The following is a 26,963-nucleotide window of genomic DNA, read 5'->3' on the forward strand; positions in this document are numbered from 1 at the left end:
CCTGCCTCGCGGACGATGCGCCCCCGGCGCCGCATACCTCCATCGGAGCCCCCGCCCCGGCCTCCGGTGTCGGGGCTCCGCCGTAGACTCGAAGCATGGCATCCGACTCCTTCGTGCACCTGCATGTCCACAGCGAATACTCGATGCTGGACGGCGCTGCGAAGATCGGTGCGATGACCCAGGCGGCCGCCGACTACGGCATGCCGGCCATCGCCGTGACCGACCACGGCAACACCTTCGCGGCGTTCGAGTTCTACCGCGCGGCGCAGGCCGCGGGCGTCAAGCCGATCATCGGCCTCGAAGCCTACGTGACCCCCGGCACGCACCGCAGCGACAAGTCCCGTGTGCAGTGGGGGTCCCCCGACCAGAAGAGCGACGACGTCTCCGGCTCCGGCGCCTACACCCACATGACGCTGTGGAGCCAGAGCACCCAGGGCATGCACAACCTGTTCCGGCTGAGCTCGCGCTCGAGCATGGAGGGCTACTACTTCAAGCCCCGCATGGACCGCGAGCTGCTGCAGACCTACGGCAAGGGGCTCATCGCGACGACCGGATGCCCGTCCGGCGAGGTGCAGACGCGCCTTCGCCTGGGGCAGTACGACGCGGCTCGCGCGGCGGCGGCCGAATTCCAGGACATCTTCGGCAAGGAGAACTACTTCGCCGAGATCATGGATCACGGCCTCTCGATCGAGCGCAGGGTCATGACCGACCTGCTGCGGCTCTCGAAAGACCTCGGCATCCCTCTCGTCGCCACGAACGACTCTCACTACACGCACCAGCACGAGGCAGACGCGCATGCGGCCCTGCTCTGCGTGCAGTCCGGCTCCACTCTCGACGACCCGAACCGCTTCAAGTTCGACGGCGACGGCTACTACATCAAGACCGCCGCCGAGATGCGCCAGTTGTTCCGGGATCACCCGGAGGCCTGCGACAACACACTGCTGATCGCCGAGCGCTGCGAGGTCGAGTTCAACACCTCGGCCAACTTCATGCCGCGCTTCCCCGTGCCCGACGGCGAGACCGAAGACAGCTGGCTCATCAAGGAGGTCGAGAACGGCCTCCAGTACCGCTACCCCGGCGGCATCCCCGACAAGGTGCGCAAGCAGGCCGAGTACGAGACCGACATCATCCTGCAGATGGGATTCCCCGGCTACTTCCTCGTCGTCGCGGACTTCATCAACTGGGCGAAGGACAACGGCATCCGCGTCGGACCCGGGCGTGGCTCCGGTGCCGGATCGATGGTCGCCTACGCGATGAGGATCACCGACCTCGACCCTCTCGAGCACGGCCTCATCTTCGAGCGCTTCCTCAATCCCGATCGCGTCTCCATGCCCGACTTCGACGTCGACTTCGACGACCGTCGTCGTGGCGAGGTCATCGACTACGTCACGGCGAAGTACGGGTCTGAGCGCGTCGCGCAGATCGTGACATACGGGACGATCAAGTCCAAGCAGGCGCTCAAGGATGCCGGACGCGTCCTCGGGTTCCCGTTCAGCATGGGGGAGCGGCTGACGAAGGCGATGCCGCCGCCCGTCATGGGCAAGGACATGCCGCTCGACGGCATGTTCGACTCGGCTCACCCCCGTTACAAGGAGGCCAGCGAGTTCCGCGCGCTCATCGAGACCGACCCCGAGGCGAAGACCGTCTTCGACCGCGCCCTCGGTCTCGAAGGCCTGAAGCGCCAGTGGGGCGTGCACGCGGCCGGTGTGATCATGTCGTCCGAGCCGCTGCTCGACATCATCCCGATCATGCGCCGCGAGCAGGACGGCCAGATCGTCACGCAGTTCGACTACCCGTCGTGCGAGACCCTCGGCCTCATCAAGATGGACTTCCTCGGTCTGCGCAACCTCACGATCATCTCGGACGCGCTCGACAACATCCGGATGAACCGTGGGGAGGAGCTCGACCTCGAGCACCTCGCCCTCGACGATCAGGGCGCATACGACCTGCTGGCCAGGGGCGACTCGCTGGGCGTGTTCCAGCTCGACGGCGGGCCCATGCGCGCGCTGATGCGCCTCATGAAGCCCGACAGCTTCGAAGACATCTCGGCGCTCATCGCGCTCTACCGACCGGGACCCATGGGTGCGAACTCGCACACGAACTACGCGCTGCGCAAGAACGGCCAGCAGCCGATCACGCCGATCCACCCGGAGTTCACGGAGTCTCTCGCAGACATCCTGGAGGAGTCCTATGGTCTGATCATCTACCAGGAGCAGGTCATGGCCATCGCACAGCGCGTGGCGGGCTTCTCTCTCGGTCAGGCAGACATCCTCCGCCGCGCGATGGGCAAGAAGAAGAAGTCCGAGCTGGACAAGCAGTTCGAGGGCTTCCAAGCGGGCATGCACGCCAACGGCTATTCGGATGCCGCGGTCAACGCGCTGTGGGAGATCCTGCTCCCGTTCTCCGACTACGCCTTCAACAAAGCGCACTCGGCCGCCTACGGTGTCGTGTCGTACTGGACCGCCTACCTCAAGGCGCACTATCCCGCCGAGTACATGGCGGCGCTCCTCACGAGCGTCGGCGACTCCAAGGACAAGATGGCCCTCTACCTCAACGAGTGCCGTCGCATGGGCATCAAGGTCCTCCCGCCCGACGTCTCGGAGTCGATCAACTTCTTCGCCGCCGTCGGCGACGACATCCGCTTCGGGCTCGGCGCCGTCCGCAACGTCGGCAGCAACGTCGTCGACGGCATCGTCCAGTCGCGCAAGGACGAGCGGTTCACGTCGTTCCACCACTTCCTCGACAAGGTGCCCCTGCACGTCGCGAACAAGCGCACGGTCGAGTCCCTGATCAAGGCAGGAGCCTTCGACTCGATGGGCGACTCCCGACGAGCGCTCATGGAGATCCACGAAGACGCCGTCGAGGCCGCGGTGGACCGCAAACGCAACGAGGCACAGGGCGCCATCGGATTCGACTTCGACAGCCTCTACGACGAGATGGAGGAGGCGCCGCCGGCGAAGGTCCCCGATCGTCCGGAGTGGATCAAGAAGGACAAGCTCGCGTTCGAGCGCGAGATGCTCGGTCTGTACGTCTCCGACCATCCCCTCGCCGGACTCGAGGTGCCGCTCGCCAAGCATGCCTCGATCTCGATCCACGACCTCAACAACTCCGAGGACATGCAGGACGGAGACCAGGTCACGGTCGCAGGACTGGTCACCAGCGTCCAGCACCGCGTCGCCAAGGCCAGCGGCAATCCGTACGGCATGATCACGGTCGAGGACTTCAACGGCGAGGTCACCGTGATGTTCATGGGAAAGACCTACACCGAGTTCCAGCACATCCTGCAGCAGGACTCGATCCTCGCGGTTCGGGGGCGCGTGTCGCGACGCGACGACGGTCTGAACCTCCATGCGCAGTCGGCGTTCGCCCCGGACATCGGCTCCTTCGACGCCGCCGGACCACTCGCCCTGGTGCTCGCGGAACAGCGTGCGACCGAGCGGGTCATGAACGAGCTCGCCGAGGTGCTGCGCAGGCACAACGGTGAGACGGAGGTCGTGCTCCGCGTCCACCGCGGGGGGACCGCCAAGGTGTTCGACGTCCCGATGCCGGTCAAGGTGTCGGCTGACCTCTTCGGTGACCTCAAATCTCTGCTCGGACCTTCCTGTCTAGGGTGAGCGGGTAATATCGGGACGCGTTAGGCTCGCGGGTCCCCTCGCCGCGCGCCGTGACGAAAGGAACACCATGACCGATCTGCCGGAGACTCCCGAATCCGACACCCTCGACACCGACAGCGGATTCGTCGACGACGGCGTGCTGTACGACGACGACGTGACGCCGGAGTACGGCATCCTCGGATTCACCCTGCGCGAGCTGCTCATCGTGGGCGTGTGGCTGGTGACGTTCGTGCTGTCGTTCTTCCCTCTGGGATGGTCGCCGGCGCTGTGGGCGCAGGGGGTGGCCTGGATCCTCCCCATCGGCGTCCCCACGGCCGCGGTGTTCCTCATCGTCCTCCGACGCTTCTCGCCCGATGGCATCCGCCGGGTCGGATCCCTCGGGATCGACCAGTTCGCCTCCGTGGCCTTCTCCGTCGCCGCGGTGTGGTGGGTGCAGATGCTGTGGGAGTACCTCGCGACCGTGATCGCGACCGGACTCGACGCCGTCGTCTGGGTGCCGTGGGCGCAGCTCATCCTCTCCCTCGCACTCGTCGCGCTGACCGTCTTCGCGCCGATCATCCCCGGCCTGAAGGACGACTTCCACGGTCGGCTGGTCACGCTCGCGCACCGCAACGCCAACCCCGTCCGGCCCGTCATCCCGCGCCCCCGACCGGAACCGGTCGTCGCCCCCGAGCCGGCTCCGGTCGATGACGCCGAGGCAGGCGTGGAGCCCGCTGCGGCTGCTGAGGCCGAGCCCGCGCCGTCGGAATCCGTCACCGTCGCCTACTCGCCCGCTGCCGAGCTCGACGTCGAGCTCTCCGGCCAGCACGCGACCGACGAGATCGCCCGTGTCGACCTGGCCGCACAGGTGCCGCTGGCGGCCCACGCCTCGGGCGGGGGAACCGGCACGGAGCAGGCGACCGCAGACGAGGAGTACACCCCGGTCTACTCCCGTCGGTCGCGAGGCGAGGAGATCGTCTCGGACACCGACAGCATCGTCGCGCTCGTGACCCCCGACACCGACGCGGTCGAGCCGATCGCCGTCCAGCCGGTGCCGTCGCGACGGTCGGGGCGTGACGCGGATGCCGAGGCATCCGACGTGGACGTCGAGGCGACGAACCCCCGCGAGTCCTCGGGCGACAGTTCTCGGGAGGCCGCCGTCGAGCCGCAGCAGCCGTTCTGGGTCCTCGCCCCGAGCGAGCGCGATGTGCACGACGAGCGCGGTGACGCGATCTTCACGATCGGCCCGACCGCGTGGGCGCTGGTGATCGAAGACCGCGGCGGCGCATTCGTCGTGCGACATGACGACGGCCGCATCGGCTATCTGCACGACATCTCCGACATCACGAAGGGCTGACATTGCGCACGATCGATCTGCGGGGGCGCGAGCTCTCGCCGGCTGACATGCTCGCCGCCGTCCCTCGCGCCACGCAGGCGCGGGCAGAGGCACTGGACACGGCGGCACGCATCGTCGACGACGTCCGCGACCGTGGTGAGGAGGCGCTGCGCGAGCAGGCTGATCGCTTCGACCGCGTGAGCGGACACGACATCCGCGTCCCCGCCGCGCACATCGCCGAGGCGCTCGAGGTGCTCTCGGCAGACGTCCGCGCCGCGCTGGAGGAGGCGATCCGTCGCGTGCGGATCGCTTCGGCCGCACAGGTGCCGCAGACGCAGATCACCGAGATCGGCCCCGGTGCGCGCATCACGCAGCGCTGGCAGCCGGTGCAGCGCGTCGGCGTCTACATCCCCGGCGGCAAGGCCGTCTATCCGTCCAGCGTGATCATGAACGTGGTCCCGGCGCAGGTCGCCGGCGTCGAGCAGATCGCACTCGCCTCTCCTCCGCAGGAGGATCAGGGCGGCCGCATCCACCCCACGATCCTCGCCGCCGCCGGTCTCCTCGGCGTGACCGAGGTGTACGCGATGGGCGGTGCCGGCGCCATCGGCGCCTTCGCGCACGGCGTGCAGGGGATCGGCCTGGATCCCGTGGACGTGGTCTCGGGTCCCGGCAACAACTACGTCGCATCGGCCAAGCGCGCCGTCGCGGGAGTGGTGGGAACCGACTCCGAGGCCGGAGCGACCGAGATCCTCGTCGTGGCGGATGCGCCCGCAGATCCGCGTCTGATCGCCGCCGATCTGGTCAGCCAGGCGGAGCACGACGAGCAGGCCTCCGCCGTGTTCGTCACCGACTCTCTCGAGCTCGCGGAGCGCGTCGCGGTGGAGGTCGCGGAGCACGCGGCCAGGACGCGCCACTCGGCGCGCGTGTCCGCGGCCCTGGACGGCCCTCAGTCGGCGATCGTTCTCGTCGACGACCGCGCCATGGCGACCGCATTCAGCAACGCCTATGCGCCGGAGCACCTGGAGCTGCACCTGCAGGATGCGGAGGACGCGGCATCCGCCTTCACCAGCGCCGGCGCCGTCTTCGTCGGCGACCAGACCCCCGTGAGCCTCGGTGACTACATGGCCGGGAGCAACCACGTCCTGCCGACCGGTGGGCAGGCGCGCTACGCCCCTGGACTCGGGTCGTACACCTTCCTTCGGCCGCAGCAGGTGATCTCCTACGATCGCGATGCGCTCCGCGCGGTGCGGGAGGGTGTCGTCGCGCTCGCGAACACCGAAGTGCTCCCCGCGCACGGTGAGGCGATCGAGGCCAGGTTCACGGCGTAGGATCTTCAGGTGCATTGCCCCTTCTGCCGTCACCCAGACTCGCGCGTGATCGACTCCCGCACGAGCGATGACGGACTCTCCATCCGTCGTCGTCGTCAGTGCCCCGAGTGCGGCGGCCGCTTCACGACCACCGAGACGGCGAGCCTGAACGTGATCAAGCGTTCGGGGGTGATGGAGCCGTTCAGCCGCGACAAGGTGATCCTCGGCGTCCGCAAGGCGTGTCAGGGGCGTCCCGTGACCGAAGCCGACCTGGCGATCCTCGCGCAGCGCGTCGAGGAGGCCGTGCGTCAGACGGGGGTGTCCCAGCTCGACGCGAACGAGATCGGACTGGCGATCCTCGGTCCGCTCCGTGATCTGGACGAAGTCGCCTATCTGCGCTTCGCGAGCGTCTACCAGGCGTTCGACTCTCTCGAGGACTTCGAGAGCGCGATCAGCGACCTCCGGGCCGATCACGCCGAGTAGGCACGGCGCCGCGCGGTAATCTGGCAGTGATGTATCCGCTGCTCTTCCGCGCTGTCCTCTCGCGCTTCGATCCCGAGTTCGCCCACCACGCAGGCATGGCGGTGATCCGCGTGCTCGGCGTACCGCCCTTCTCCTGGGCGACCCGTGCGGTCACCCGGCCCGATCCGTCGCTCTCGGTCGAGGCGCTGGGTCTGACCTTCCCCTCGCCGTTCGGGATCGCCGCAGGCTTCGACAAGAACGCGGTGGGAGTGCGCGGCCTGGCAGCGCTCGGCTTCGGACACGTCGAAGTCGGAACCCTCACGGCGATCCCACAGGACGGCAACCCGAAGCCGCGGCTGTTCCGTCTGATCGCCGACCGCGCGGTCATCAACCGCATGGGATTCAACAACGAGGGAGCGGATGCCGCCGCTCGCCGACTCGCGACGCTGCGTCGCGGCGCGCCCGACACGGTGATCGGCGTGAACATCGGCAAGAGCCGCGTCGTCGAGGTGGAGAACGCCACCGCCGACTACGTCGCATCGGCTACGCGTCTCGCCCCCCTCGCCGACTACCTCGCGGTGAACGTCTCGTCGCCGAACACCCCCGGCCTGCGCGGACTTCAGGCGGTCGAGACCCTCGCGCCGCTGCTCCGCGCGGTGAAAGCGGCATCAGGCAGCACACCTCTCCTGGTGAAGATCGCCCCCGACCTCCCCGACGACGAGATCACGGCGATCGCGCAGCTCACGGTGGACGAGGGTCTCGCGGGGATCATCGCGCACAACACGACGATCTCCCGTGAAGGACTGCTGACGGATGCCGCCGTGGTCGAGGCGGCCGGCGCGGGTGGGCTCTCCGGAGCACCGCTGAAGGAGCGGTCGCTGCAGGTGCTGCGGCTCGTGCGCGATGCCGTTCCCGAGGACTTCTGCGTGATCGCGGTCGGGGGAGTGGAGACCCCCTCTGACGTGCAGGAGCGTCTGGATGCCGGGGCGACTCTGGTTCAGGGTTACACGGCGTTCCTCTACCGAGGGCCCTTCTGGGGTCGCGAGATCAACCGCGGGCTCATCGCACTTCGGCGTCGAGCACGCTGAGCCGGCGAGTCAGGCGGGGTAGTCGCCGCGCTTGACCTGCGGCTTCGGCAGGCGCATGAAGCGCATCTGCAGCGATCGCATCGCGGCGTACCAGCCGAGACCGCGCTCGAGGCGGTCCTTGCCGAACTTCGCCGCGGCCTTGCTCTTCACGCGGATGCCGAGCAGGACCATCCCGCCGATCGCGAGCACGATGTACCCCATCATGACGAGGTACGCCCAGTAGGCGATGGCGGTGACGGGGATGAGCGAGGCGACGATGACCAGCACCATGATGCCCATCACGAACTCGGCGGGGTGCCAGCCGGCGTCCACGTAGTCGCGCACCCAGCGGCGCTGAGGGCCCTTGTCGCGAGCGGGGAGGTACTTCTCCTCGCCGGCGGCCAGCCCGGCCTGAGCGCGGTTGCGGCGCTCGTTGAGGTCGGCACGGGCAGCGGCCCTGGCTTCCTTGGTGTTCGCGACGAGGGGACGGCGTCGAGCCGCCTCCTGCTCCGCGCGGGTCGGCGTCGCGCGTCCCTTGCCGACGGCAGGCGTCTCGGGGGCGTCGTCGTTCGTCGAAGGGGAGGCGGGGTTGTTGGGCACGAGGTTCCTCGGTTCGCTTGCGGTGGATCACCTTAAGATTACTCGCATGACCTCTCCCGTTCCTCCCCGTGATAATGACTCGACGATCCTCGACGCGGTGGCCACCGGCATCCCGGCGGCTCTCAGCGATCTCGGGCACCTGGTGCGCATCCCCGGGATGGCGTGGCCGGCGTTCGACCAGTCCCAGCTCGAGCGCAGCGCGGACGCCGTCGCGGCGCTGGCGACGGCGACCGGAGTCTTCGACGAGGTGCGGGTGCTTCGAGCGGCGATCCCGGGAACGGACGAGCACGGGCAGCCCGCGGTCCTCGCGACGCGCGCGGCGCGCGGCGGCAAGCCGACGATTCTGCTCTACGCCCACCACGACGTGCAGCCTCCGGGGGACGACGCGCTGTGGGAGACCCCGCCTTTCGAGCCGACCGTCCGCGACGGACGGCTCTACGGTCGCGGCGCCGCGGACGACAAGGCCGGGATCATGGCGCACATCGCATCGATCCGCGCGGTCGCCGAGGTGCTCGGAGACGACCTCGAGCTCGGCATCGCGATGTTCATCGAGGGGGAGGAGGAGTACGGCTCCCGCTCCTTCGCGCAGTTCCTCTCCGACAACAAGGAGGCTCTGCGGGCCGACGCGATCGTCGTCGCGGACTCGGGCAACTGGGACTCGGTCACCCCTGGACTGACGGTCTCGCTCCGGGGCAACGCCCGCTTCACGATGCGCGTCCGCACGCTCGACCACGCATCGCACTCCGGGATGTTCGGGGGAGCGGTGCCCGACGCGATGATGGCGACCGTCCGCCTGCTCGCGACGCTCTGGAACGAGGACGGCTCCGTCGCCGTCGCCGGGATGACCTCCAGGGATGCCGACACGCCCGAGTACACCGAGGCGACGCTGCGCGATGAGGCAGGACTCCTGCCCGGCACCTCGCCGATCGGCGAAGGCACCATCCTCAGCCGGATCTGGAACAAGCCGTCCGTCACGGTGATCGGCATCGATGCGACGAGTGTCGCCGCGGCATCCAACACCCTTCTCCCCGAGGTCACCGTCGTGATCAGCGCCCGCGTGGCTCCCGGGCAGACGGGCGAGGAGGCCTACCGCGCGCTCGAGGAGCACCTCCGGGCGCACGCCCCGTACGGCGCAGAGCTGACCTTCTCCGACGTCGATCTCGGCAACGGATTCCTCGTCGACACCAGCGGCTGGGCCGTCTCGCTCACCCGCGACGCGATGCGCGACGGCTACGGTGTTCCGGCCGTCGACCTCGGCGTCGGAGGCTCGATCCCGTTCATCGCCGATCTCGTCCGGGAGTTCCCCGCCGCGCAGATCCTGGTCACCGGGGTTGAGGACCCGCACTCCCGCGCGCACAGCCCCAACGAGTCCCTGCACCTCGACACGTTCCGCCACGCGGTCGCCACCGAAGCGCTGATGCTGTCGCGGATGAACGAGATCACCCTCTGAACCGCCCCTCCGGACACGCCGGAGGGTAAAATCGAAGCACCTGCCGTGCGAGCGGCGCCCGTCACAAGGAGCGACATGAGCGACACCACCCTGACAGCAGCAGACACCACCCGCGCACACGGCGTGAGCCTCACCGACGCCGCGGCGACCAAGGTGAAGAACCTTCTCGAGCAGGAGGGCCGCGACGACCTGCGTCTGCGCGTCGCCGTCCAGCCGGGCGGATGCTCGGGCCTGATCTACCAGCTCTACTTCGACGAGCGCTATCTCGAGGGCGACGAGACCGTCGACTTCGACGGCGTCGAGGTCATCATCGACAACATGAGCGTGCCCTACCTGGACGGCGCGTCGATCGACTTCAAGGACACGATCTCGGAGCAGGGCTTCACGATCGACAACCCCAACGCGGCGGGCAGCTGCGCCTGCGGCGACAGCTTCCACTGACCCGATGGGCCTCGGTCAACCTGCGTGGTTGGCATGAATCAGGTGTGAGGTTGCCCTAGACTTGGGTGTGCCCTGTCCGCAATCTGAAAGGTGCATCGTGCCCTCGAAACGCCGCCTTCGTTGGGCCGCACTCCCCATGGGAGTCGTGGCAGCCGTGATCCTGGCGGGATGTACCACCACCGAGCTGAACGGCTACCTGCCGGGCTTCGTGGAGGGTGAGCCTGCGGCCACCAACCAGACCGAGCGCGTGTCGTCTCTCTGGGTCAACTCCTGGATCGTCCTGCTCGCCGTCGGCGTGATCACCTGGGGCCTGATGGCCTGGGCCGCGATCGCCTACCGTCGCCGCAAGGGCCAGACGGGTCTGCCGGTGCAGATGCGCTACAACATGCCGATCGAGATCTTCTACACGATCGTGCCGCTCATCCTCGTCCTGGGCATGTTCTTCTTCACCGCTCGTGACCAGACCGAGATCGAGACGAAGTGGGAGAACCCCGACGTCGAGATCACGGCGATCGCCAAGCAATGGGCGTGGGACTTCCAGTACGACGGCGAGAAGGAGGACAACTCCGACGCCGTCTGGACCATGGGCATCCAGGCCCAGCCCGACGCCGAGGGCAACATCGACCGCTCGACGCTGCCGACCCTGGTGCTCCCGGTCGACCAGAAGGTCACGATCAACCTCCAGTCGCGCGACGTCATCCACTCCTTCTGGATCATCGACTTCCTCTACAAGAAGGACATGTTCATCGGGAGGGACAACTCCTGGTCCTTCATCCCGACCCGCATCGGCGAGTACGACGGCAAGTGCGCAGAGCTCTGCGGCGAGTACCACTCGATGATGGTCTTCAACGTCAAGGTCGTCTCCCAGGCGGACTACGAGGCCTACCTCGAGTCCCTCAAGGAAGAGGGCAACACGGGCGACATCACCGAAGCCTACGATCGCCTGTCGAACTATCCCGGAAAGACCGGCGCGACCGGCACCGAGGAAGGAGAGGAGTAAGCCATGTCGACCACTGAAGCACCCCGCACCGACGAGGCTCCTCGCTCCCGTCCGACTGCTGTTCCCGCGCGTCAGGCTGCTCTGATGAGCTCCTCGCGCGTCGAGCAGAAGGGCAACATCGTCGTCAAGTGGATCACCTCCACCGACCACAAGACGATCGGGTACATGTACCTCATCGCCTCCGTGCTGTTCTTCCTCCTCGGCGGCGTGATGGCTCTCGTCATCCGCGCCGAGCTGTTCGCGCCGGGCATGCAGATCATCCCGACGAAGGAGCAGTACAACCAGCTGTTCACGATGCACGGCACGATCATGCTGCTGATGTTCGCGACGCCGCTCTTCGCCGGCTTCGCGAACGCGATCCTGCCGCTGCAGATCGGCGCCCCTGACGTCGCGTTCCCGCGTCTGAACGCCTTCGCCTTCTGGCTCTTCCTGTTCGGCTCGACGATCGCCGTCGCCGGCTTCCTCACCCCGCAGGGTGCGGCCTCGTTCGGCTGGTTCGCCTATCAGCCGCTCGCGAGCGCCTCCTTCTCTCCGGGTGCGGGTGGAAACCTCTGGATGCTGGGACTCGGCATCTCCGGTTTCGGCACGATCCTCGGTGCGGTGAACTTCATCACGACGATCATCACGATGCGCGCCCCCGGTATGACCATGTGGCGCATGCCGATCTTCTCGTGGAACACGCTCATCACGAGCCTCCTGATCCTGATGGCGTTCCCCGTGCTCGCCGCGGCGATCTTCGCCGCAGGAGCGGACCGCGTCCTCGGCGCGCACATCTACGACCCAGCCAACGGCGGCGTCCTGCTCTGGCAGCACCTGTTCTGGTTCTTCGGGCACCCTGAGGTGTACATCATCGCGCTGCCGTTCTTCGGCATCGTCTCCGAGATCTTCCCGGTGTTCAGCCGCAAGCCGATCTTCGGATACAAGACCCTCGTCTACGCGACCATCGCGATCGCGGCACTGTCCGTGGCGGTGTGGGCGCACCACATGTACGTCACCGGTTCCGTGCTCCTGCCGTTCTTCGCCGTCATGACCATGCTCATCGCAGTCCCGACCGGTGTGAAGATCTTCAACTGGATCGGCACGCTGTGGCGCGGCTCGGTGACCTTCGAGACCCCGATGGTCTTCGCCCTCGGCTTCCTCGTCTCGTTCGTCTTCGGTGGTCTGACCGGTGTCATCCTCGCGGCTCCGCCGCTGGACTTCGCCCTCTCCGACTCGTACTTCGTGGTCGCTCACTTCCACTACGTCGTCTTCGGCACCGTCGTCTTCGCGATGTTCGCCGGCTTCTACTTCTGGTGGCCGAAGTGGACCGGCCGTATGCTCAACGAGCGCCTCGGCTACATCCACTTCTGGATGCTGTTCATCGGCTTCCACATGACGTTCCTCATCCAGCACTGGCTGGGCGTCGACGGCATGCCGCGTCGTTACGCCGACTACTCGTCGTACGACAACTGGACGTGGCAGAACCAGGTCTCGACGATCGGTGCGATCATCCTCGGCGCTTCGATGCTGCCGTTCTTCCTGAACGTCTGGATCACGGCACGCAAGGCGCCTAAGGTCACGGTCAACGACCCGTGGGGCTACGGCGGATCGCTCGAGTGGGCGACCTCCTGCCCGCCGCCGCGCCACAACTTCACGTCGATCCCGCGCATCCGCAGCGAGCGTCCCGCGTTCGACCTGAACCACCCGGAGGCGGCCGACTTCCCGGTCGCGGCCGGCGAGCGAGAGGTGCACTGAGCCATGCGCGACAACGTCATCCTCTGGTGGGTCCTCACCGCGTTCTTCGCCCTCATCGGTGTGATCTACACGGGCTGGCACATCCTGGCCACGCCGTCGGACAACTTCGCCGAGCGCATCGAGTGGGTCGGCACGGTCGCCCTGTTCTTCGCGGCGTTCATGGGCGCGATGGTCGCGTTCTACCTCGACCGCACGCACCACGCACAGCAGGGCGAGCTGCCCGAAGACATCCTGACGGCCGACATCGACGACGGTGATCCCGAGCTCGGCGAGTTCAGCCCGTGGTCCTGGTGGCCGCTGGTTCTCGCGGCTTCCGCCGCCGTGTTCGTCGTCGGCCTCGCCGTCGGGCATTTCCTGCTCCCGATCGGTCTCGCGATCTTCGTGGTCGCGATCGTCGGATGGGTCTACGAGTACTACCGCGGCAACTTCGCCCGCTGATCCACATGATGAAGGCCCCCGGAGAATTCTCCGGGGGCCTTCATCATGTGCGGGGCGTGTCCCTCGCGCGTCAGGCTCGGGTGCGTACGCGCGCGATTCCCGTGAGCGGGTCGACGGGACGCCGATGGACTCCGTCTGCGTCTTCGACGGGGTAGCCCTCTCGCACCCAGTACTCGAATCCGCCGATCATCTCGCGGACCTCGTACCCGAGCTTAGAGAACTCGAGGGCCCCCTTGGCGCCGGCGTTGCAGCCGGGGCTCCAGCAGTACACGACCACGGGCGCCCCCGCGGGGATCTCGGCAGGCGCGCGGGTGGCGATCTCGCTGTAGTGCATATGGACGGCTCCGGCGACGCGACCCTGAGCCCACGCCTCATCGGAGCGGACGTCGATCACGTAGATCGTCTCGCCGGCCAGGCGCGCAGCGTGGACATCGCTGGCATCGGTCTCATAGGCGAGCTTGGCGGCGTAGTAGTCGGCACGTTCGATCATGCCCTCAGCCTAGAGCGGGGTCCAGCGAGACGTCGCCGACTTTACGGACGCGCGAGCGAGGAATGCTGCCAGTCGCCGAGGCGAGCCGTCATCTGCACGCGCGGACCATGGTCGAAGAGTCTCAGAGCACGCTCCACGTCGACGAGAGACCGCAGGAAGTGCGTGTCAGGATCCGTCTCGATGAAGCCGCAGGAGGCGTAGAACGGTGCGTTCCAGGGGACGTCCGCGTACGTGCGAAGGGTGACCTCCTCGTATCCGCGCTTCGTCGATTCGTCGAGTGCCGCCTGGACCAGACGACGTCCCAGACCCCGACGCGAGAAGGACGGGAGAACCGAGAGCTGCTCGAGGTGGGCATGGTCGTCGATCTCCAGCACCTGCACGAATCCGACCACCTCGGCCGTGTCCTGGTTCTCGGCGACCAGGACGAAGCCGGGAGCCGCCTCGCGCTCCGCCGCACTCGTGGCGCCCGGCCAGTCCTGAGCGGCGAAGCGGTCGATCAGGAGCGCGTCGGCATCCGCCTCGATGCGTTCGGTCGCACCGTAGTCTCGGGACTCGGCGAGGCGGATGAGGACGCTCACGGCTGCCCGTCCTTCACCGCGGCGACCGCCTCGATCTCGACGAGCTGATCCGGGTATCCCAGCACGGTCACGCCCAGCAGGGTGCTGGGGACATCGTGGTCGCCGAAAGCGGCGTGCACGACGTCCCAGGCGGCGACGAGGTCGGAGCGAGACGTGGAGGCCACGAGCACGCGCGTGCTGATCACGTCCGTGAGCTCAGCGCCTGCGGCCGTCAGGGCCTCCCTGAGGTTTGTCACACAGCGTGCGGCCTGTGCGGCAAGGTCGCCGGGGGAGACAGTGCCTCCGTCGGCGTCCAGGGGGCAGGAGCCGGCGAGGAAGAGGAGCCGCGCATCCGCGGGTGCGGTGGCGGCGTAGGCATACGGAGCATCGGCGAGAGCGGGGGCGCGGAGCAACTGGACTACAGAGGTCATCGATCCATCCTGTCAGGCCGGGGCGGCGGGAACGAAGAAGGCCCCGGTCGTGCTGAACGGATCAGCGCGACCGGGGCCGGGGGAGGAGCGAGCTTACTCGCCGTCCTCCGACTTCTTGCGAGGCTTCTTCACCGGTTCGGTGGCGATCACCGTGCTCGGCGTGTTCGGCGTCTCGTCGATGTGGGTCTCGTCGGCCGGGGCGAGCGGGGCGTCCGGGAATCCGGCACGCTCATGAGCGCCCTGGATCTCGGCGGCCTCGGTCTCATCGGTGTGAGCCGTGACGTGGTGCTGGTGAGCATCCGCCTCGTCGATCTGAGCCTGCGTGAGCGGAGCCAGACGGTCCTCGAAGAACCAACGTGACATGGCGGAGCGCAGGTTCTGCGTCCACGGGATGCGGCCCTTGTCGTTCGGTCGCACCACGAGGGGCTCGTAGCCGTCGATGTCGATGAGCTTCCACCGGTCGTACGTGTCGACCGGCTGGTGCACCTCGATGAACTCGCCGCCGGGGAGGCGGACGATGCGTCCGGACTCGTAGCCGTGCAGGACGATCTCACGATCCTTCTTCTGCAGGGCGATCGCGATGCGCTTGGCGACGAAGTAGCCGAGCACCGGGCCCACGAAGAGCAGCGCCTGCAGGGTGTGGATGACACCCTCCATGGTGAGCATGAAGTGGGTCGCGATCAGGTCGGAGGACGCCGCAGCCCACAGGACCGCGTAGAAGATGACACCGGCCACGCCGATACCCGTGCGGGTCGCCGCGTTGCGGGGGCGCTGAGCGATGTGGTGCTCGCGCTTGTCGCCCGTGACCCAGGCCTCGATGAACGGGTAGATCGCCACGAGCACGATGAACAGTCCGAGGACGATCACCGGAAGCAGGATGCCGAACGACCAGGTGCGGTCGAGGAACACGACGTCGAGGTTCGACGGCGCCAGACGCAGCGCACCATCCGCGAAGCCGATGTACCAGTCGGGCTGGGTTCCGGCCGACACGGGGGACGGGTCGTACGGGCCGTAGTTCCAGATCGGGTTGATCTGGAAGAACGTCGCGATCAGCACGATGGTGCCGAACACGATGAACAGGTAGCCGCCCATCTTCGACATGTACACCGGCATCATCGGGTAGCCGACGACGTTCTCGTTCGTGCGGCCGGGGCCGGCGAACTGGGTGTGCTTGTTGACGATCATCAACATCAGGTGCACGACGATCAGACCGATCACCAGGAGCGGCAGCAGCAGGATGTGCAGCGTGTACAGGCGGCCGACGATCGCGGTCCCCGGGAACTCCCCGCCGAAGAGCAGGAAGGAGATCCAGGTGCCCACGAGCGGGAAGCCCTTGATCATGCCGTCGATGATGCGGAGGCCGTTGCCCGAGAGCAGGTCGTCGGGAAGCGAGTAGCCGGTGAAGCCCTCGGCCATCGCGAGGACGAACAGCACGAAGCCGATCACCCAGTTGAGCTCGCGAGGCTTGCGGAACGCGCCGGTGAAGAACACGCGGAGCATGTGCACGCCGATGCCCGCCACGAACACGAGGGCGGCCCAGTGGTGGATCTGGCGGACCAGGAGGCCACCGCGCAGGTCGAAGGAGATGTGCAGCGACGACTCGAGGGCCGCCGACATCTCGATGCCGCGCATCGGCGCGTAGGCGCCCGTGTAGTGCGTGGGCACCATGGAGGCCTCGAAGAAGAACGTCAGGAACGTTCCGGAGAGGAACACCGCGACGAAGCTCCACAGTGCGATCTCGCCGAGCATGAACGACCAGTGGTCGGGGAAGATCTTACGTCCGAGCTCCTTGACGAAGCCGGAGAGGCTGGTGCGCTCGTCGATGTAGTTCGACGCGGCACCGACGAAGCGGCCGCCGAGGGGCGCCTTGGTGTCCTTCTCGTCCTTGGACAGCGTTGCGGTGCTCAATGGCGCTCCCAGAAGCTCGGGCCGACGGGTTCGTGGAAGTCACTGCGTGCGACGAGGTAGCCCTCGTCGTCGACGGTGATGGGCAGCTGAGGCAGCGGACGTGCGGCCGGGCCGAAGATGACCTTGGCGTGATCCGTCACATCGAACTGCGACTGGTGGCAGGGGCAGAGCAGGTGGTGCGTCTGCTGCTCGTAGAGGGCGACGGGGCAGCCGACGTGGGTGCACACCTTCGAGTACGCGACGATGCCGTCGTAAGACCAGTCCTTGCGGTCATCGGCCTCGATCAGCTGCTCCGGGCGGAGGCGCATCATCAGGACGATGGCCTTGGCCTTCTCCTCGAGGTAGCCGTCGTGGTGGCTGAGCTCGGCCAGGTCCTCCGGGATGACGTGGAACGCCGAGCCGAGGGTGACGTCCGCCGCGCGGATCGGAGTGCCGTCGGGATCGCGCACGAGACGCATTCCCTTGTCCCACATGGTCTGCTTGAGCAGTGCCACGGGATCGCCGGCCTCGGGGTCGTCGGGTGTGGAGTGCGGTGCGAGACCGCGGAACAGCGTGACACCGGGGATGATCGACGCGACGATCGCTGCGAACAGCGAGTTGCGGATCATCGTGCGGCGTCCGAAGCCGGACTCCTCGTTGGCGTCGGCGAACGCCTTGACGGCGGCCTCGCGCGTCGAGTCCTTGCCCCGGGTGGGGTGGCGGTACTCGATGTGCTCCTTGTCGCTCATCAGGGCCTTCGACCAGTGGATCGCTCCGAGGCCGAGGGCGAGCAGCGCGAGAGCGATGCCCAGACCGATGAAGAGGTTGTTCTGGCGGATGTCGATCAGCGCGCCGCTCTCGATCGGGAACAGCATGTAGGCGGCGACCGCCCAGATGCTGCCCGCGAGGGAGAGGTAGAACAGGGTGTAGACCGTGCGCACTGCAGCCTTCTCGGCGCGCGGGTCCTTGTCGGTCATCCGCTCGCGGTGCGGCGGCAGCCCCGGGTTCTCCACGGGGTCGCTGACTGCGACGCCCAGCCCCGGAGAGGGCTGGTAGGCCCTGTCAAGAGCCTGCGAGTCGTCGTCGTGTGCCATGGTGCTCCTCGTACGTTCCTCTTCGATGATTAAGCGTCAGTTGGACTTCGCCGTGATCCACACGGTGATGGCGACGAGAGCGCCGATGCCGAAGATCCAGACGAACAGGCCCTCGGACACGGGGCCGAGAGACCCGAGCGTCGCGCCACCGACCTGCACGGACTGCTGCTGGAAGAGCAGCGCGGAGATGATGTCGCGCTTGTCCTCGTCCGAGAGGTTCATGTTGCCGAAGACCGGCATGTTCTGGGGTCCGGTGACCATGGCCGCGTACATGTGCAGCGCGCTGGTCTCGGTGAGCGCGGGGGCGTACTTGCCCTCGGTGAGCGCTCCACCGGCCGCGGCGACGTTGTGGCACATCGCGCAGTTGACACGGAACAGCTCGGCGCCGTGCGCGACGTCTCCCTTGCCGTCGAGGATGCGGTCCTCGGGGAAGGTGGGGCCGGGGGCCTCGGACTGGATGAAGGACGAGATCGCGAGGATCTGGTCCTCCGTGAACTGCGGCTTCTTCTGCGGGGCCTGCGGTCCCTGCATCTGCAGCGGCATGCGTCCGGTCGACAGCTGGAACTCAGCGGCCAGCTCGCCCACGCCGTACAGGCTCGGCCCGTTGGCGGTGCCCTGCATGTCGAGGCCGTGGCAGGTCGCGCAGTTGGCCTGGAACAGCTTCTCGCCGTCTTCGACGGTCAGCGTGGTGGACGCGGAAGCCTTGGTGTCGGTCGCAGCGAACGCCGCCGACGCTCCGGCGTACACGGCGCCGGTGATCATGAGGCCTGCTCCGATGAGGGCCGCGGCAGCCAGGGGACTGCGACGACCGTTCGAACGGCGCTTCTTCTCTCGTGCCATCTCGGGGATCAGCTCCGCTCTTATTTCAGGAAGTAGATAACGATGAACAGCACGATCCAGACGACGTCGACGAAGTGCCAGTAGTAGGACACCACGATCGAGGAGGTCGCCTCCTTGTGCCGGAAGTTCTTCACCGCGTACGCGCGGCCGATGACGAGGAGGAACGCGATCAGGCCACCGGTGACGTGCAGGGCGTGGAAGCCGGTCGTCAGGTAGAAGGCCGAAGCGTAGGAGTCGGCGCTGATGGGCATGCCCTCTGCGACGAGCTGCGCGTACTCCCAGACCTGGCCGGACACGAAGATCGCGCCGAGGGCGAAGGTGAGGAAGAACCACTCGACCATGCCCCAGCCGAAGAGGCGGCGACGGCCGGCCGCGTTCTTCTCGCCCTTGGCGATGCGGTACGGCTGCAGGTCCTCCGCAGCGAACACGCCCATCTGGCAGGTGATCGAGGAGAACACCAGGATGAGGGTGTTCACGAGTGCGTACGGGACGTTCAGCAGCTCGGTGCGCGCCGCCCACAGTTCGGGGGAGGTGCTGCGAAGGGTGAAGTAGATCGCGAAGAGTCCCGCGAAGAACATCACCTCACTGCCGAGCCACACAATGGTTCCGACAGCTACCGGGTTGGGCCGCTTGATCGTTCTCGCCGCCGGGGCATACGTCGCTGAGGTCGTCACCATTCCATTATGGCCGATCCGCGAGCGTGATTCTTGCACCGGGGACCGTCGTTTTGCCGTCCGCAGACTTAGGGGACCCTAAGAAAACACTGCGAATCCTCGGTGAATCCGCGGGAAACAGCGGATGCCGTCGGCATCCGCGATCGTCTCGAACCGCATGCACGTTTTCCCGACGCCGATAGGATCGCACACATGGCTGAATCCCTGACCTGGTCCGATGTGCTCACCACCCTTCTGGAGCGTCGCGACCTCAGCGTCTGGGAATCGACGTGGGCGATGCGGCAGATCATGCGAGGCGACGTGACCCAGGCGCAGCTCGCCGGCTTCCTCGTCGCCCTCCGCGCGAAGGGCGAGACGATCGACGAGATCGTCGGCTTCCGTGACGCCATCCTCGAAGCAGCCGTGCCGCTGCCCGTGTCGCCGAACGTGCTCGACATCGTGGGGACCGGCGGCGACCGCGTCGGAACCGTGAACGTCTCCACGACCGCGGCGATCATCATCGGTGCGACCGGCATCCCGGTCGTGAAGCACGGGAACAGAGCCGCGAGCTCGGCCTCGGGCTCCTCGGACGTCCTGGGGGCGCTGGGGCTGGAGCTGTCGCTCGACCCCGCCGCCGTGGCATCGATCCTCGATCGCACGGGCATCACGTTCGCGTGGGCCGGGGCGTTCCACCCCGGCTTCAAGCACGCGGGACCCGTGCGCGCCGAGCTCGGCGTGCCGACCGTGTTCAACATGCTCGGCCCCCTCTGCAATCCTGCGCGTGCCGAAGCCAACGCGGTCGGAGTCGCCCAGATGGAGCGCGTCCCTCTCATCACCGGTGTGTTCCGCACGCGGGGCGCCACGGCGCTGGTCTTCCGCGGCGATGACGGGCTCGACGAGCTCACGACCACCGGACACAGCCGAATCTGGGAGGTCACCCGCGGCGATATCCACGAGCACGACCTCGACCCGCGCGATCTCGGCATCCCGATCGCCGAGCTCGCCGACCTCATCGGCGGATCCCCCGAGCACAACGCGGACGTCCTGCGCCGCACTCTCTCGGGCGAGAAGGGCGCCGTTCGCGACATCGTCCTGCTCAACGCCGCAGCCGGCATCGTCGCCTTCGAACTGTCGCAGGACGCCGGACAGGTGCAGCGCCCGATCCTCGAGCGGCTGCGCGAGGGCTACGAGCGCGCGGAGGCCGCCATCGACGACGGGCGGGCCGCAGCCAAGCTCGACCAGTGGATCGGCGTGAGCCGGGAGCTGGCTTCGGCCTGAGGTCCGTCGTGGAACCGATCGCCGCGCTGCTCGAGATCGCCTCTCTGCTGGAGAGGGAGCGCGCGTCTCGCTACCGGGCGAAGGCGTTCCGTGTGGCGGCCGCAGCACTGGAGGGCCTCCCCGATGACGTGAAGGGCGATCCCACCCGCCTTCGGGCGGTGAAGGGGATCGGCGAGTCCACCTTCGGCGTGATCAGAGAGGCGCAGTCCGGCGCGGTTCCGCGGTATCTCGTGGAGCTCAGGGGAGAGGTCGAGCCGGAGATCGTCTCGACGCTCCGACCCGCGCTTCGCGGCGACCTGCACGCGCACACGGACTGGTCGGACGGGACCACGCCGATCGCGGTGATGGCGGAGGCCGCCCGCGCGCTGGGGCACGAATACCAGGCGATCACCGATCACTCGCCTCGACTGCGCGTCGCCCGCGGACTGACGGCGGAGCGTCTCCGGACGCAGATCCCTCTCGTGCGAGCGGAATCGCGAGAGGGCTTCACGCTCCTCGCGGGCATCGAGGTCGACATCCTCGAGGACGGCGCGCTGGACCAGGAGGACTCCCTCCTCGGTGAGCTCGACATCGTGGTCGCCTCGGTCCACTCGAAACTGCGGATGGAAGCGCGGCCGATGACCGCGAGGATGATCGCCGCCGTCTCGCACCCGCGGGTGAACGTTCTGGGCCATTGCACGGGGCGACTCGTGGAAGGCGAGCGCGGAACCAGACCGCCGTCCTCGTTCGACGCCGCGGCCGTCTTCGCCGCGTGCGCGGAGAACGGCGTCGCCGTCGAGATCAACTCGCGACCGGAACGACAGGATCCCCCGGACGAGCTGATCTCGATCGCGCTGGAGGCGGGGTGCCTGTTCTCCATCGACTCCGATGCGCACGCGCCCGGTCAGCTGTCGCTGCTCGACCACGGCGCCCTGCGTGCGGAGCGGACAGGTGTCCCCGCGAGTCGGATCGTCACCACCTGGGGCCTCGAGCGCCTGCTCGCATGGGCCGACTGAGTCAGCGCGACATCGTCGCGACGGCGGCGACCGCGCGCGTCATCGACCCGCCGAGGTTCCACTTCTCCGCGACGGCGGACGCCGCATCCTCCTCCGCGGGGTCGAGCGGTCGCAGGGGATCCGTCGGCGGCTCGACGTCGAGGGACCTGGCCACCTCGACCACGGTGGGGGCGACGTCGAGGTAGGCGGACGCCGCGAGGACCTTGGCCCGGACGCCGGCGCTCATGCCTTCGCCCGCCTCAGCCGCCGCGCGGATGCCGTCGAGGTCGCCGTGCGCCTGCAGCAGCGTCGCCGCCGTCTTCTCGCCGACTCCGGCGACGCCGGGGAGGCCGTCGGAGGCGTCGCCGCGCATCGTCGCGAAATCGGCGTACTGCGAGGGGAGGACGCCATACTTCGCCACGACGACGGCATCGGTCACGATCTCGAGGTTGCTCATGCCGCGCGCCGTGTAGATGACGCGGACGTCCCTGCCGTCGTCGACGAGCTGGAACAGGTCGCGGTCACCGGTCACGATGTCGACCGGGATGGCGGACTTGGTGGCGAGGGTGCCGATCACGTCGTCGGCCTCGTGCGCGGCGACCCCCACGATCGGGATGCCGAGGAGCCCGAGGGTCTCGCGGATGAGCGGGATCTGCGCCTCGAGCGGGTCGGGGATCTCTTCGACGTCGGGGCCCGCTGCCACGACCTCGACGACGCGGTGCGTCTTGTAGCTCGGAATGAGGTCGACACGCCACTGCGGGCGCCAGTCGTCGTCCCAGCAGGCGACGATGTGCGTCGGCTCGTAGAGGGTGATCAGCTTCGCGATGATGTCGAGCAGGCCGCGGGCGGCGTTGATGGGGGAGCCGTCGGGAGCGGTGACCTTGTCGGGCACGCCGTAGAACGCGCGGAAGTAGAGAGAGGCGGTGTCGAGCAGCATCAGACGATCGGTCACGGAGCACAGTCTTGCATGCGGTGCGGACAACGATGTGAGACGATCGCGGGCCGCGACACACCAGATGGGTATGAAGACCTCCGCCCGTATCCTGTCCGTCGTCGCAGCGCTCGTCCTCGCCGCATTCGTCTCGGGCTGCGCGTCGGCGCCCGGCGCTGCGCCCACGCATCAGCCGAGCACTCCGGACGGCCAGTCGTCGAAGATCAGCCCCGAGGACGCCCCGCGCGCGGCGTGGCTGGACGCCTCCTCCTTCGTGATCGCGACGCGGGGAGACGGATGCGCACCGGAGATCAGCGATCTCGTCACCGGGGAGCAGCGCATCGAGGTGACTCTCACCGCTCCTGCCGAGGGCGCGTGCGCCGATTCGGAGACGTCGTCGACGACCCACGGCGCGTACCTCGGAGTCCCCGCCGGACTCGACTCCTCGAAGCCGCTCACGATCGCGGTCACGCAGCACGGCGGCGAGGCCACGCTGATCGAGCTCCCCGGACTTCCCCAGGGGGAGATCGCGCCGGCGGACAGGATGCCGTCGCAGCTCCCCGCCGCCGCGTGGATCGGGGAGGGGGAGCTCGCGGTCCTCACCTGGGGCTCCTCGACCTGCGTGCCGGAGTCCGGAGCCGTCGAGGGGAGCGTGCTCACCCTCGACGAGCCGAAGGACGGCGTGTGCACGATGGACCTCGTGCCGCGGATCACCTTCGTGGACGCGCCGGACGTCGCTCCCGACGCCGCGCTCACGCTGGCCGGCTACACGGGGGAGGACGGCGAGCCGATCGTGCTCGCGCTCGTCCCTCGCGCATAGAGGTAACGGACCGGTATCCGTTCTCCGGGCATCCGAGATGTCTGATAGCCTGAAGTGTCACTCGTGGCGTGCCTATGCATGCCCTCGTGGCAAGGCAATCAAAATCCAACCGCTGCGAAGCATGCTGTCGGACGTGCGCGTCCGTTGCCCCGCAGCCCGAGTCTCCATTCAACAAGGACAACCCACTACATGACTACCGCAACGACCGCCCCGGCCACCAAGCAGGTCGCCATCAACGACATCGGATCTGCTGAGGACTTCCTGGCCGCGGTCGAGAAGACCCTGAAGTTCTTCAACGACGGCGACATCATCGAAGGCACGATCGTCAAGATCGACCGCGATGAGGTTCTGCTCGACGTCGGGTACAAGACCGAGGGTGTCATTCCCTCGCGCGAGCTCTCCATCAAGCACGACGTCGACCCCAACGAGGTCGTCAAGGTCGGCGACGAGGTCGAGGCTCTCGTTCTCCAGAAGGAGGACAAGGAAGGCCGTCTGATCCTCTCCAAGAAGCGTGCGCAGTACGAGCGCGCCTGGGGAGACGTCGAGAAGATCAAGGAGAACGACGGCGTCGTCACCGGTACCGTCATCGAGGTCGTCAAGGGCGGCCTCATCGTCGACATCGGCCTCCGTGGCTTCCTCCCGGCCTCGCTCATCGAGCTGCGTCGCGTCCGCGACCTCACGCCCTACCTGGGTCAGGAGATCGAGGCGAAGATCCTCGAGCTCGACAAGAACCGCAACAACGTCGTCCTCAGCCGCCGCGCGCTGCTCGAGCAGACGCAGTCGGAGTCGCGCACCACGTTCCTGAACAACCTGCACAAGGGTCAGGTCCGCAAGGGTGTCGTGTCCTCGATCGTCAACTTCGGCGCGTTCGTCGACCTGGGCGGCGTGGACGGCCTCGTGCACGTCTCCGAGCTGTCCTGGAAGCACATCGAGCACGCCTCCGAGGTCGTCGAGGTCGGCCAGGAGGTCACCGTCGAGATCCTCGAGGTCGACCTCGACCGCGAGCGCGTCTCCCTGTCGCTGAAGGCGACGCAGGAGGACCCGTGGCAGGTCTTCGCCCGCACCCACGCGATCGGTCAGGTCACGCCGGGTAAGGTCACCAAGCTCGTTCCGTTCGGTGCGTTCGTGCGCGTCGCAGACGGCATCGAGGGCCTCGTCCACATCTCCGAGCTCTCCAGCAAGCACGTCGAGCTGGCCGAGCAGGTCGTCTCCGTCGGCGAAGAGGTCTTCGTCAAGGTCATCGACATCGACCTCGAGCGTCGCCGCATCTCGCTGTCGCTCAAGCAGGCCAACGAGTCGGTCGACCCCAACGGCACCGAGTTCGACCCGGCGCTGTACGGCATGCTCGCGGAGTACGACGAGAACGGCGAGTACAAGTACCCGGAGGGCTTCGACGCCGAGACCGGTGCGTGGAAGGAAGGCTTCGACGCTCAGCGCGAGGCATGGGAGCAGGAGTACGCAGCTGCTCAGTCCCGCTGGGAGGCTCACAAGGCTCAGGTCGCCAAGGCGGCCGAGGCGGAGGCGGAGGCCGGTGCCGACTTCGGTGGCCAGTCCTTCTCCAGCGAGTCCGCCGGCGCGGGCACGCTTGCTGACGACGAGGCTCTCGCGGCTCTGCGCGAGAAGCTCTCGGGCGGCAACGCGTAAGCATTTCGCTCAGGAACGGGCCGTCACCTTTCGAGGTGGCGGCCCGTTCCGCGTATCGGGCCGACCGGCGCGCACGGGGGATGCCGACGCTCGACAGGTGCGAGGATGGACGTCATGCCTCTCATCGCGCTCACCGGCGGAATCGCGTCCGGAAAGTCGACCATCGCCCGTCGTCTCGCCGAGAAGGGCGCGGTGGTCGTCGACGCCGATCAGATCGTGCGCGACGTGCAGGCGCCGGGCTCACCCGTGCTGCGGGGCATCGAGGAGGCCTTCGGCGAAGACGTCATCGGGGCGGACGGATCACTCGACCGCCCCGCCCTCGGCGCGAAGGTGTTCGGAGACCCGGTGCTCCTCGCGAAGCTGAACGCGATCGTCCACCCCGCGGTGGGCGCCGAGTCCCGGCGCCGGTTCGAGGAAGCCCTCGCCGCGGATCCGGATGCCGTCGTGGTCTACGACGTACCGCTTCTCGTGGAGGCGCGGCCGGACGATCCCTGGGATCTGATCGTCGTCGCCCACGCGCCGGCATCCGTCCGCAGGCAGAGGCTCGTCGAGCTGCGCGGGATGGACGAGCGCGCGGCGCAGGAGCGGATCGATGCGCAGGCATCCGACGATCGGCGTCTCGCCATCGCCGACGTCGTGATCGACACCGCCGGCGACCTCGCGCACACCGAGGAGCAGACGGACGCGCTCTGGGAGCGGATCCGCGCGAAGTGACCTTCTCCGGCCACGTCCCCGGGACGCGCGAGTACCGGCGTCTCATCATCGGCCTGTTCTTCGCCGGGATCGCGACCTTCGCGCAGCTGTACTCCGCTCAGGCCGTCCTTCCGCTCATCTCCGTCGACCTCGAGGTGAGCCCCGCGACCGCGGCGATCACCGTGTCGGCCGCCACCCTCGGGCTCGCCGTCGCGGTGATCCCGTGGTCATCCGTGGCGGATCGCATCGGGCGGGTGCCGGCCATGGCGATCGGTGTCCTCACCGCCACCGCGCTCGGGCTCCTGGCTCCCCTGAGCGACGGGATCGTGCTGCTCCTGACTCTGCGATTCGCGGAGGGACTGGCGCTGGGCGCCGTGCCCGCTGTCGCCCTCGCCTATCTCAGCGAGGAGGTCGAGCCCCGTCATGCGGCGGCCGCGGCCGGGAGCTACATCGCCGGCACCACCGTCGGCGGCCTGCTCGGGCGCATCGTGTCGGGAACCGTCGGTGAGGTCGCGGGCTGGCGAGCCGGCGTCTGGGCGGTCGCCGCGGTGTGCGCCGGGGCTGCGGTGCTGTTCCTCTGGCTCACACCCCGCGCGCGCGGCTTCGTCCCGGGGAGGCTGCGCAGCGAGCGCGGTCCCGGCATCCTCGAGCGTCTCCGATCACCACTGCGCTCGTCGCGGCAGTGGGCTCTGTATGCGCAGGGCTTCCTGCTGATGGGCGCGTTCGTCGCGGTGTACAACTACCTCGGGTTCCACCTCTCGGCCGCTCCCTTCTCCCTGCCGGCGTGGCTCGTGACGCTCCTGTTCCTCGCCTATCTGGCCGGCACCGTCTCCTCGCCGTGGGCGGGGTCGTGGGCGGCCAGGATCGGCCGTTTCCCCGTGCTCGTCCTCTCGATCGCGGTCATGGCGGTCGGCGCTCTGCTGATGCTCGCGCCCTCCGCGGCGATCGTGCTCGCGGGCCTCCTCCTGTTCACGGCCGGCTTCTTCGGCGCGCACGCGATCGCCTCCGGATGGACCCCGGTCGCTGCGGGAGCGGAGAGCAGAGCACAGGCGTCGTCCCTGTACTACTTCGCCTACTACGCCGGATCGAGCCTGTTCGGCTGGGCGCTCGGGCTGGTGTTCGGAGCGGTCGCGTGGGGATGGTTCATCGTCGCCGTCGTGTCCATGTGCGCGCTGGCGGCGTCGGCCGCGGTGGCAGCGCTCAGGGCGACGCCGACGGGTCGGCCCTGACCGCGATCCTCTGC

The 26,963-nt window shown here is 67.8% G+C and carries 25 protein-coding genes; 16 read left to right on the plus strand and 9 right to left on the minus strand.

Annotated elements, in window-relative coordinates:
* The first annotated feature begins 95 nt into the window (after positions 1-95).
* From dnaE to MRBLWH10_RS05240, 5 genes are all read left to right on the plus strand, one after another.
* Positions 96-3,614, plus strand: a complete 3,519-nt coding sequence (gene dnaE, locus MRBLWH10_RS05220) for a DNA polymerase III subunit alpha (protein ID WP_341941893.1) — start codon at positions 96-98, stop codon at positions 3,612-3,614.
* Positions 3,615-3,681: 67 nt separating this feature from the next.
* Positions 3,682-4,950: a hypothetical protein gene (locus tag MRBLWH10_RS05225; protein ID WP_341941894.1), complete on the plus strand. Its 1,269-nt coding sequence runs from the start codon at positions 3,682-3,684 to the stop codon at positions 4,948-4,950.
* Positions 4,951-4,952: 2 nt separating this feature from the next.
* Positions 4,953-6,257: a histidinol dehydrogenase gene (hisD, locus tag MRBLWH10_RS05230; RefSeq protein WP_341941895.1), complete on the plus strand. Its 1,305-nt coding sequence runs from the start codon at positions 4,953-4,955 to the stop codon at positions 6,255-6,257.
* 9 nt (positions 6,258-6,266) lie between these two features.
* Positions 6,267-6,719, plus strand: a complete 453-nt coding sequence (gene nrdR / locus MRBLWH10_RS05235; RefSeq protein ID WP_105676437.1) for a transcriptional regulator NrdR — start codon at positions 6,267-6,269, stop codon at positions 6,717-6,719.
* 29 nt (positions 6,720-6,748) lie between these two features.
* Entirely contained in the window at positions 6,749-7,786 is a 1,038-nt protein-coding gene (locus tag MRBLWH10_RS05240; protein ID WP_341941896.1) for a quinone-dependent dihydroorotate dehydrogenase, read from the plus strand.
* Between the two features lie 9 nt (positions 7,787-7,795).
* On the opposite strand, the gene MRBLWH10_RS05245 is transcribed toward MRBLWH10_RS05240, so the two are convergent.
* Positions 7,796-8,365 (minus strand): DUF3043 domain-containing protein, encoded by a 570-nt coding sequence (locus tag MRBLWH10_RS05245; protein WP_105676433.1) that lies wholly within the window; start codon positions 8,363-8,365, stop codon positions 7,796-7,798.
* Positions 8,366-8,411: 46 nt separating this feature from the next.
* Between MRBLWH10_RS05245 and MRBLWH10_RS05250 the strand changes: the two genes are divergently transcribed.
* The 5 genes from MRBLWH10_RS05250 to MRBLWH10_RS05270 all read left to right on the plus strand — a co-directional run bounded on the left by MRBLWH10_RS05250 (position 8,412) and on the right by MRBLWH10_RS05270 (position 13,428).
* On the plus strand, positions 8,412-9,815 hold the full coding sequence (locus MRBLWH10_RS05250; protein WP_341941897.1) for a dipeptidase: 1,404 nt from the start codon (positions 8,412-8,414) through the stop codon (positions 9,813-9,815).
* Positions 9,816-9,890: 75 nt separating this feature from the next.
* Positions 9,891-10,256, plus strand: coding sequence for an iron-sulfur cluster insertion protein ErpA (gene erpA, locus MRBLWH10_RS05255; RefSeq protein WP_105676429.1), 366 nt, complete (start codon positions 9,891-9,893; stop codon positions 10,254-10,256).
* 97 nt (positions 10,257-10,353) lie between these two features.
* Positions 10,354-11,256, plus strand: coding sequence for a cytochrome c oxidase subunit II (gene coxB, locus MRBLWH10_RS05260; protein ID WP_341941898.1), 903 nt, complete (start codon positions 10,354-10,356; stop codon positions 11,254-11,256).
* Between the two features lie 3 nt (positions 11,257-11,259).
* Positions 11,260-12,990 (plus strand): cytochrome c oxidase subunit I, encoded by a 1,731-nt coding sequence (ctaD, locus tag MRBLWH10_RS05265; protein ID WP_181155957.1) that lies wholly within the window; start codon positions 11,260-11,262, stop codon positions 12,988-12,990.
* Between the two features lie 3 nt (positions 12,991-12,993).
* Positions 12,994-13,428, plus strand: coding sequence for a cytochrome c oxidase subunit 4 (locus MRBLWH10_RS05270; protein WP_105676426.1), 435 nt, complete (start codon positions 12,994-12,996; stop codon positions 13,426-13,428).
* A gap of 70 nt (positions 13,429-13,498) precedes the next feature.
* Here MRBLWH10_RS05270 and MRBLWH10_RS05275 read toward each other — a convergent pair whose 3' ends face one another.
* The 7 genes from MRBLWH10_RS05275 to MRBLWH10_RS05305 all read right to left on the minus strand — a co-directional run bounded on the left by MRBLWH10_RS05275 (position 13,499) and on the right by MRBLWH10_RS05305 (position 19,404).
* Positions 13,499-13,918 carry a rhodanese-like domain-containing protein gene (locus tag MRBLWH10_RS05275; protein ID WP_341941899.1) on the minus strand — a complete coding sequence of 140 codons (420 nt, stop codon included), beginning with the start codon at positions 13,916-13,918 and terminating at the stop codon, positions 13,499-13,501.
* A gap of 41 nt (positions 13,919-13,959) precedes the next feature.
* Complete coding sequence (locus MRBLWH10_RS05280; protein ID WP_341941900.1) at positions 13,960-14,496, minus strand: GNAT family N-acetyltransferase; 537 nt, start codon at positions 14,494-14,496, stop codon at positions 13,960-13,962.
* Positions 14,493-14,906, minus strand: a complete 414-nt coding sequence (locus tag MRBLWH10_RS05285; RefSeq protein ID WP_341941901.1) for a RidA family protein — start codon at positions 14,904-14,906, stop codon at positions 14,493-14,495. Before MRBLWH10_RS05285 ends, MRBLWH10_RS05280 begins: the two co-directional genes overlap by 4 nt.
* A gap of 93 nt (positions 14,907-14,999) precedes the next feature.
* Positions 15,000-16,814 carry a cytochrome bc complex cytochrome b subunit gene (locus MRBLWH10_RS05290; RefSeq protein WP_341941902.1) on the minus strand — a complete coding sequence of 605 codons (1,815 nt, stop codon included), beginning with the start codon at positions 16,812-16,814 and terminating at the stop codon, positions 15,000-15,002.
* Positions 16,811-17,887, minus strand: a complete 1,077-nt coding sequence (locus MRBLWH10_RS05295) for a Rieske 2Fe-2S domain-containing protein (protein ID WP_105674384.1) — start codon at positions 17,885-17,887, stop codon at positions 16,811-16,813. Before MRBLWH10_RS05295 ends, MRBLWH10_RS05290 begins: the two co-directional genes overlap by 4 nt.
* Before the next feature lie 36 nt (positions 17,888-17,923).
* A complete protein-coding gene (locus MRBLWH10_RS05300) occupies positions 17,924-18,727 on the minus strand; it encodes a cytochrome c (protein ID WP_105674386.1) in 804 nt (267 codons plus the stop codon).
* Between the two features lie 20 nt (positions 18,728-18,747).
* The gene (locus MRBLWH10_RS05305) at positions 18,748-19,404 is read right to left on the minus strand and encodes a heme-copper oxidase subunit III (protein WP_341941903.1); all 657 of its coding nucleotides are present in this window, start codon (positions 19,402-19,404) and stop codon (positions 18,748-18,750) included.
* 189 nt (positions 19,405-19,593) lie between these two features.
* Here MRBLWH10_RS05305 and trpD point away from each other — a divergent pair, with 189 nt between their 5' ends.
* Entirely contained in the window at positions 19,594-20,658 is a 1,065-nt protein-coding gene (gene trpD, locus MRBLWH10_RS05310) for an anthranilate phosphoribosyltransferase (RefSeq protein ID WP_105674390.1), read from the plus strand.
* Positions 20,659-20,666: 8 nt separating this feature from the next.
* A complete protein-coding gene (locus MRBLWH10_RS05315; RefSeq protein WP_341941904.1) occupies positions 20,667-21,653 on the plus strand; it encodes a PHP domain-containing protein in 987 nt (328 codons plus the stop codon).
* Between the two features lies 1 nt (position 21,654).
* Here the strand turns inward: MRBLWH10_RS05315 and MRBLWH10_RS05320 are convergent, their stop codons facing one another.
* Positions 21,655-22,584, minus strand: a complete 930-nt coding sequence (locus tag MRBLWH10_RS05320; RefSeq protein WP_341941905.1) for a 5'-3' exonuclease — start codon at positions 22,582-22,584, stop codon at positions 21,655-21,657.
* A gap of 70 nt (positions 22,585-22,654) precedes the next feature.
* On the opposite strand from MRBLWH10_RS05320, the gene MRBLWH10_RS05325 reads away from it, so the two are divergent.
* The 4 genes from MRBLWH10_RS05325 (at position 22,655) to MRBLWH10_RS05340 (ending at position 26,949) form a co-directional block, all read left to right on the plus strand.
* Positions 22,655-23,383 carry a hypothetical protein gene (locus tag MRBLWH10_RS05325; RefSeq protein WP_341941906.1) on the plus strand — a complete coding sequence of 243 codons (729 nt, stop codon included), beginning with the start codon at positions 22,655-22,657 and terminating at the stop codon, positions 23,381-23,383.
* 189 nt (positions 23,384-23,572) lie between these two features.
* A complete protein-coding gene (gene rpsA, locus MRBLWH10_RS05330; protein ID WP_105674396.1) occupies positions 23,573-25,027 on the plus strand; it encodes a 30S ribosomal protein S1 in 1,455 nt (484 codons plus the stop codon).
* A 114-nt stretch (positions 25,028-25,141) separates the two neighbouring features.
* The gene (gene coaE / locus MRBLWH10_RS05335) at positions 25,142-25,741 is read left to right on the plus strand and encodes a dephospho-CoA kinase (protein WP_105674398.1); all 600 of its coding nucleotides are present in this window, start codon (positions 25,142-25,144) and stop codon (positions 25,739-25,741) included.
* Positions 25,738-26,949, plus strand: coding sequence for an MFS transporter (locus MRBLWH10_RS05340; RefSeq protein WP_105674400.1), 1,212 nt, complete (start codon positions 25,738-25,740; stop codon positions 26,947-26,949). Before coaE ends, MRBLWH10_RS05340 begins: the two co-directional genes overlap by 4 nt.
* Positions 26,950-26,963 lie beyond the last annotated feature (14 nt).

This window comes from Microbacterium sp. LWH10-1.2 (assembly GCF_038397765.1).
Classification (GTDB): domain Bacteria; phylum Actinomycetota; class Actinomycetes; order Actinomycetales; family Microbacteriaceae; genus Microbacterium; species Microbacterium natoriense.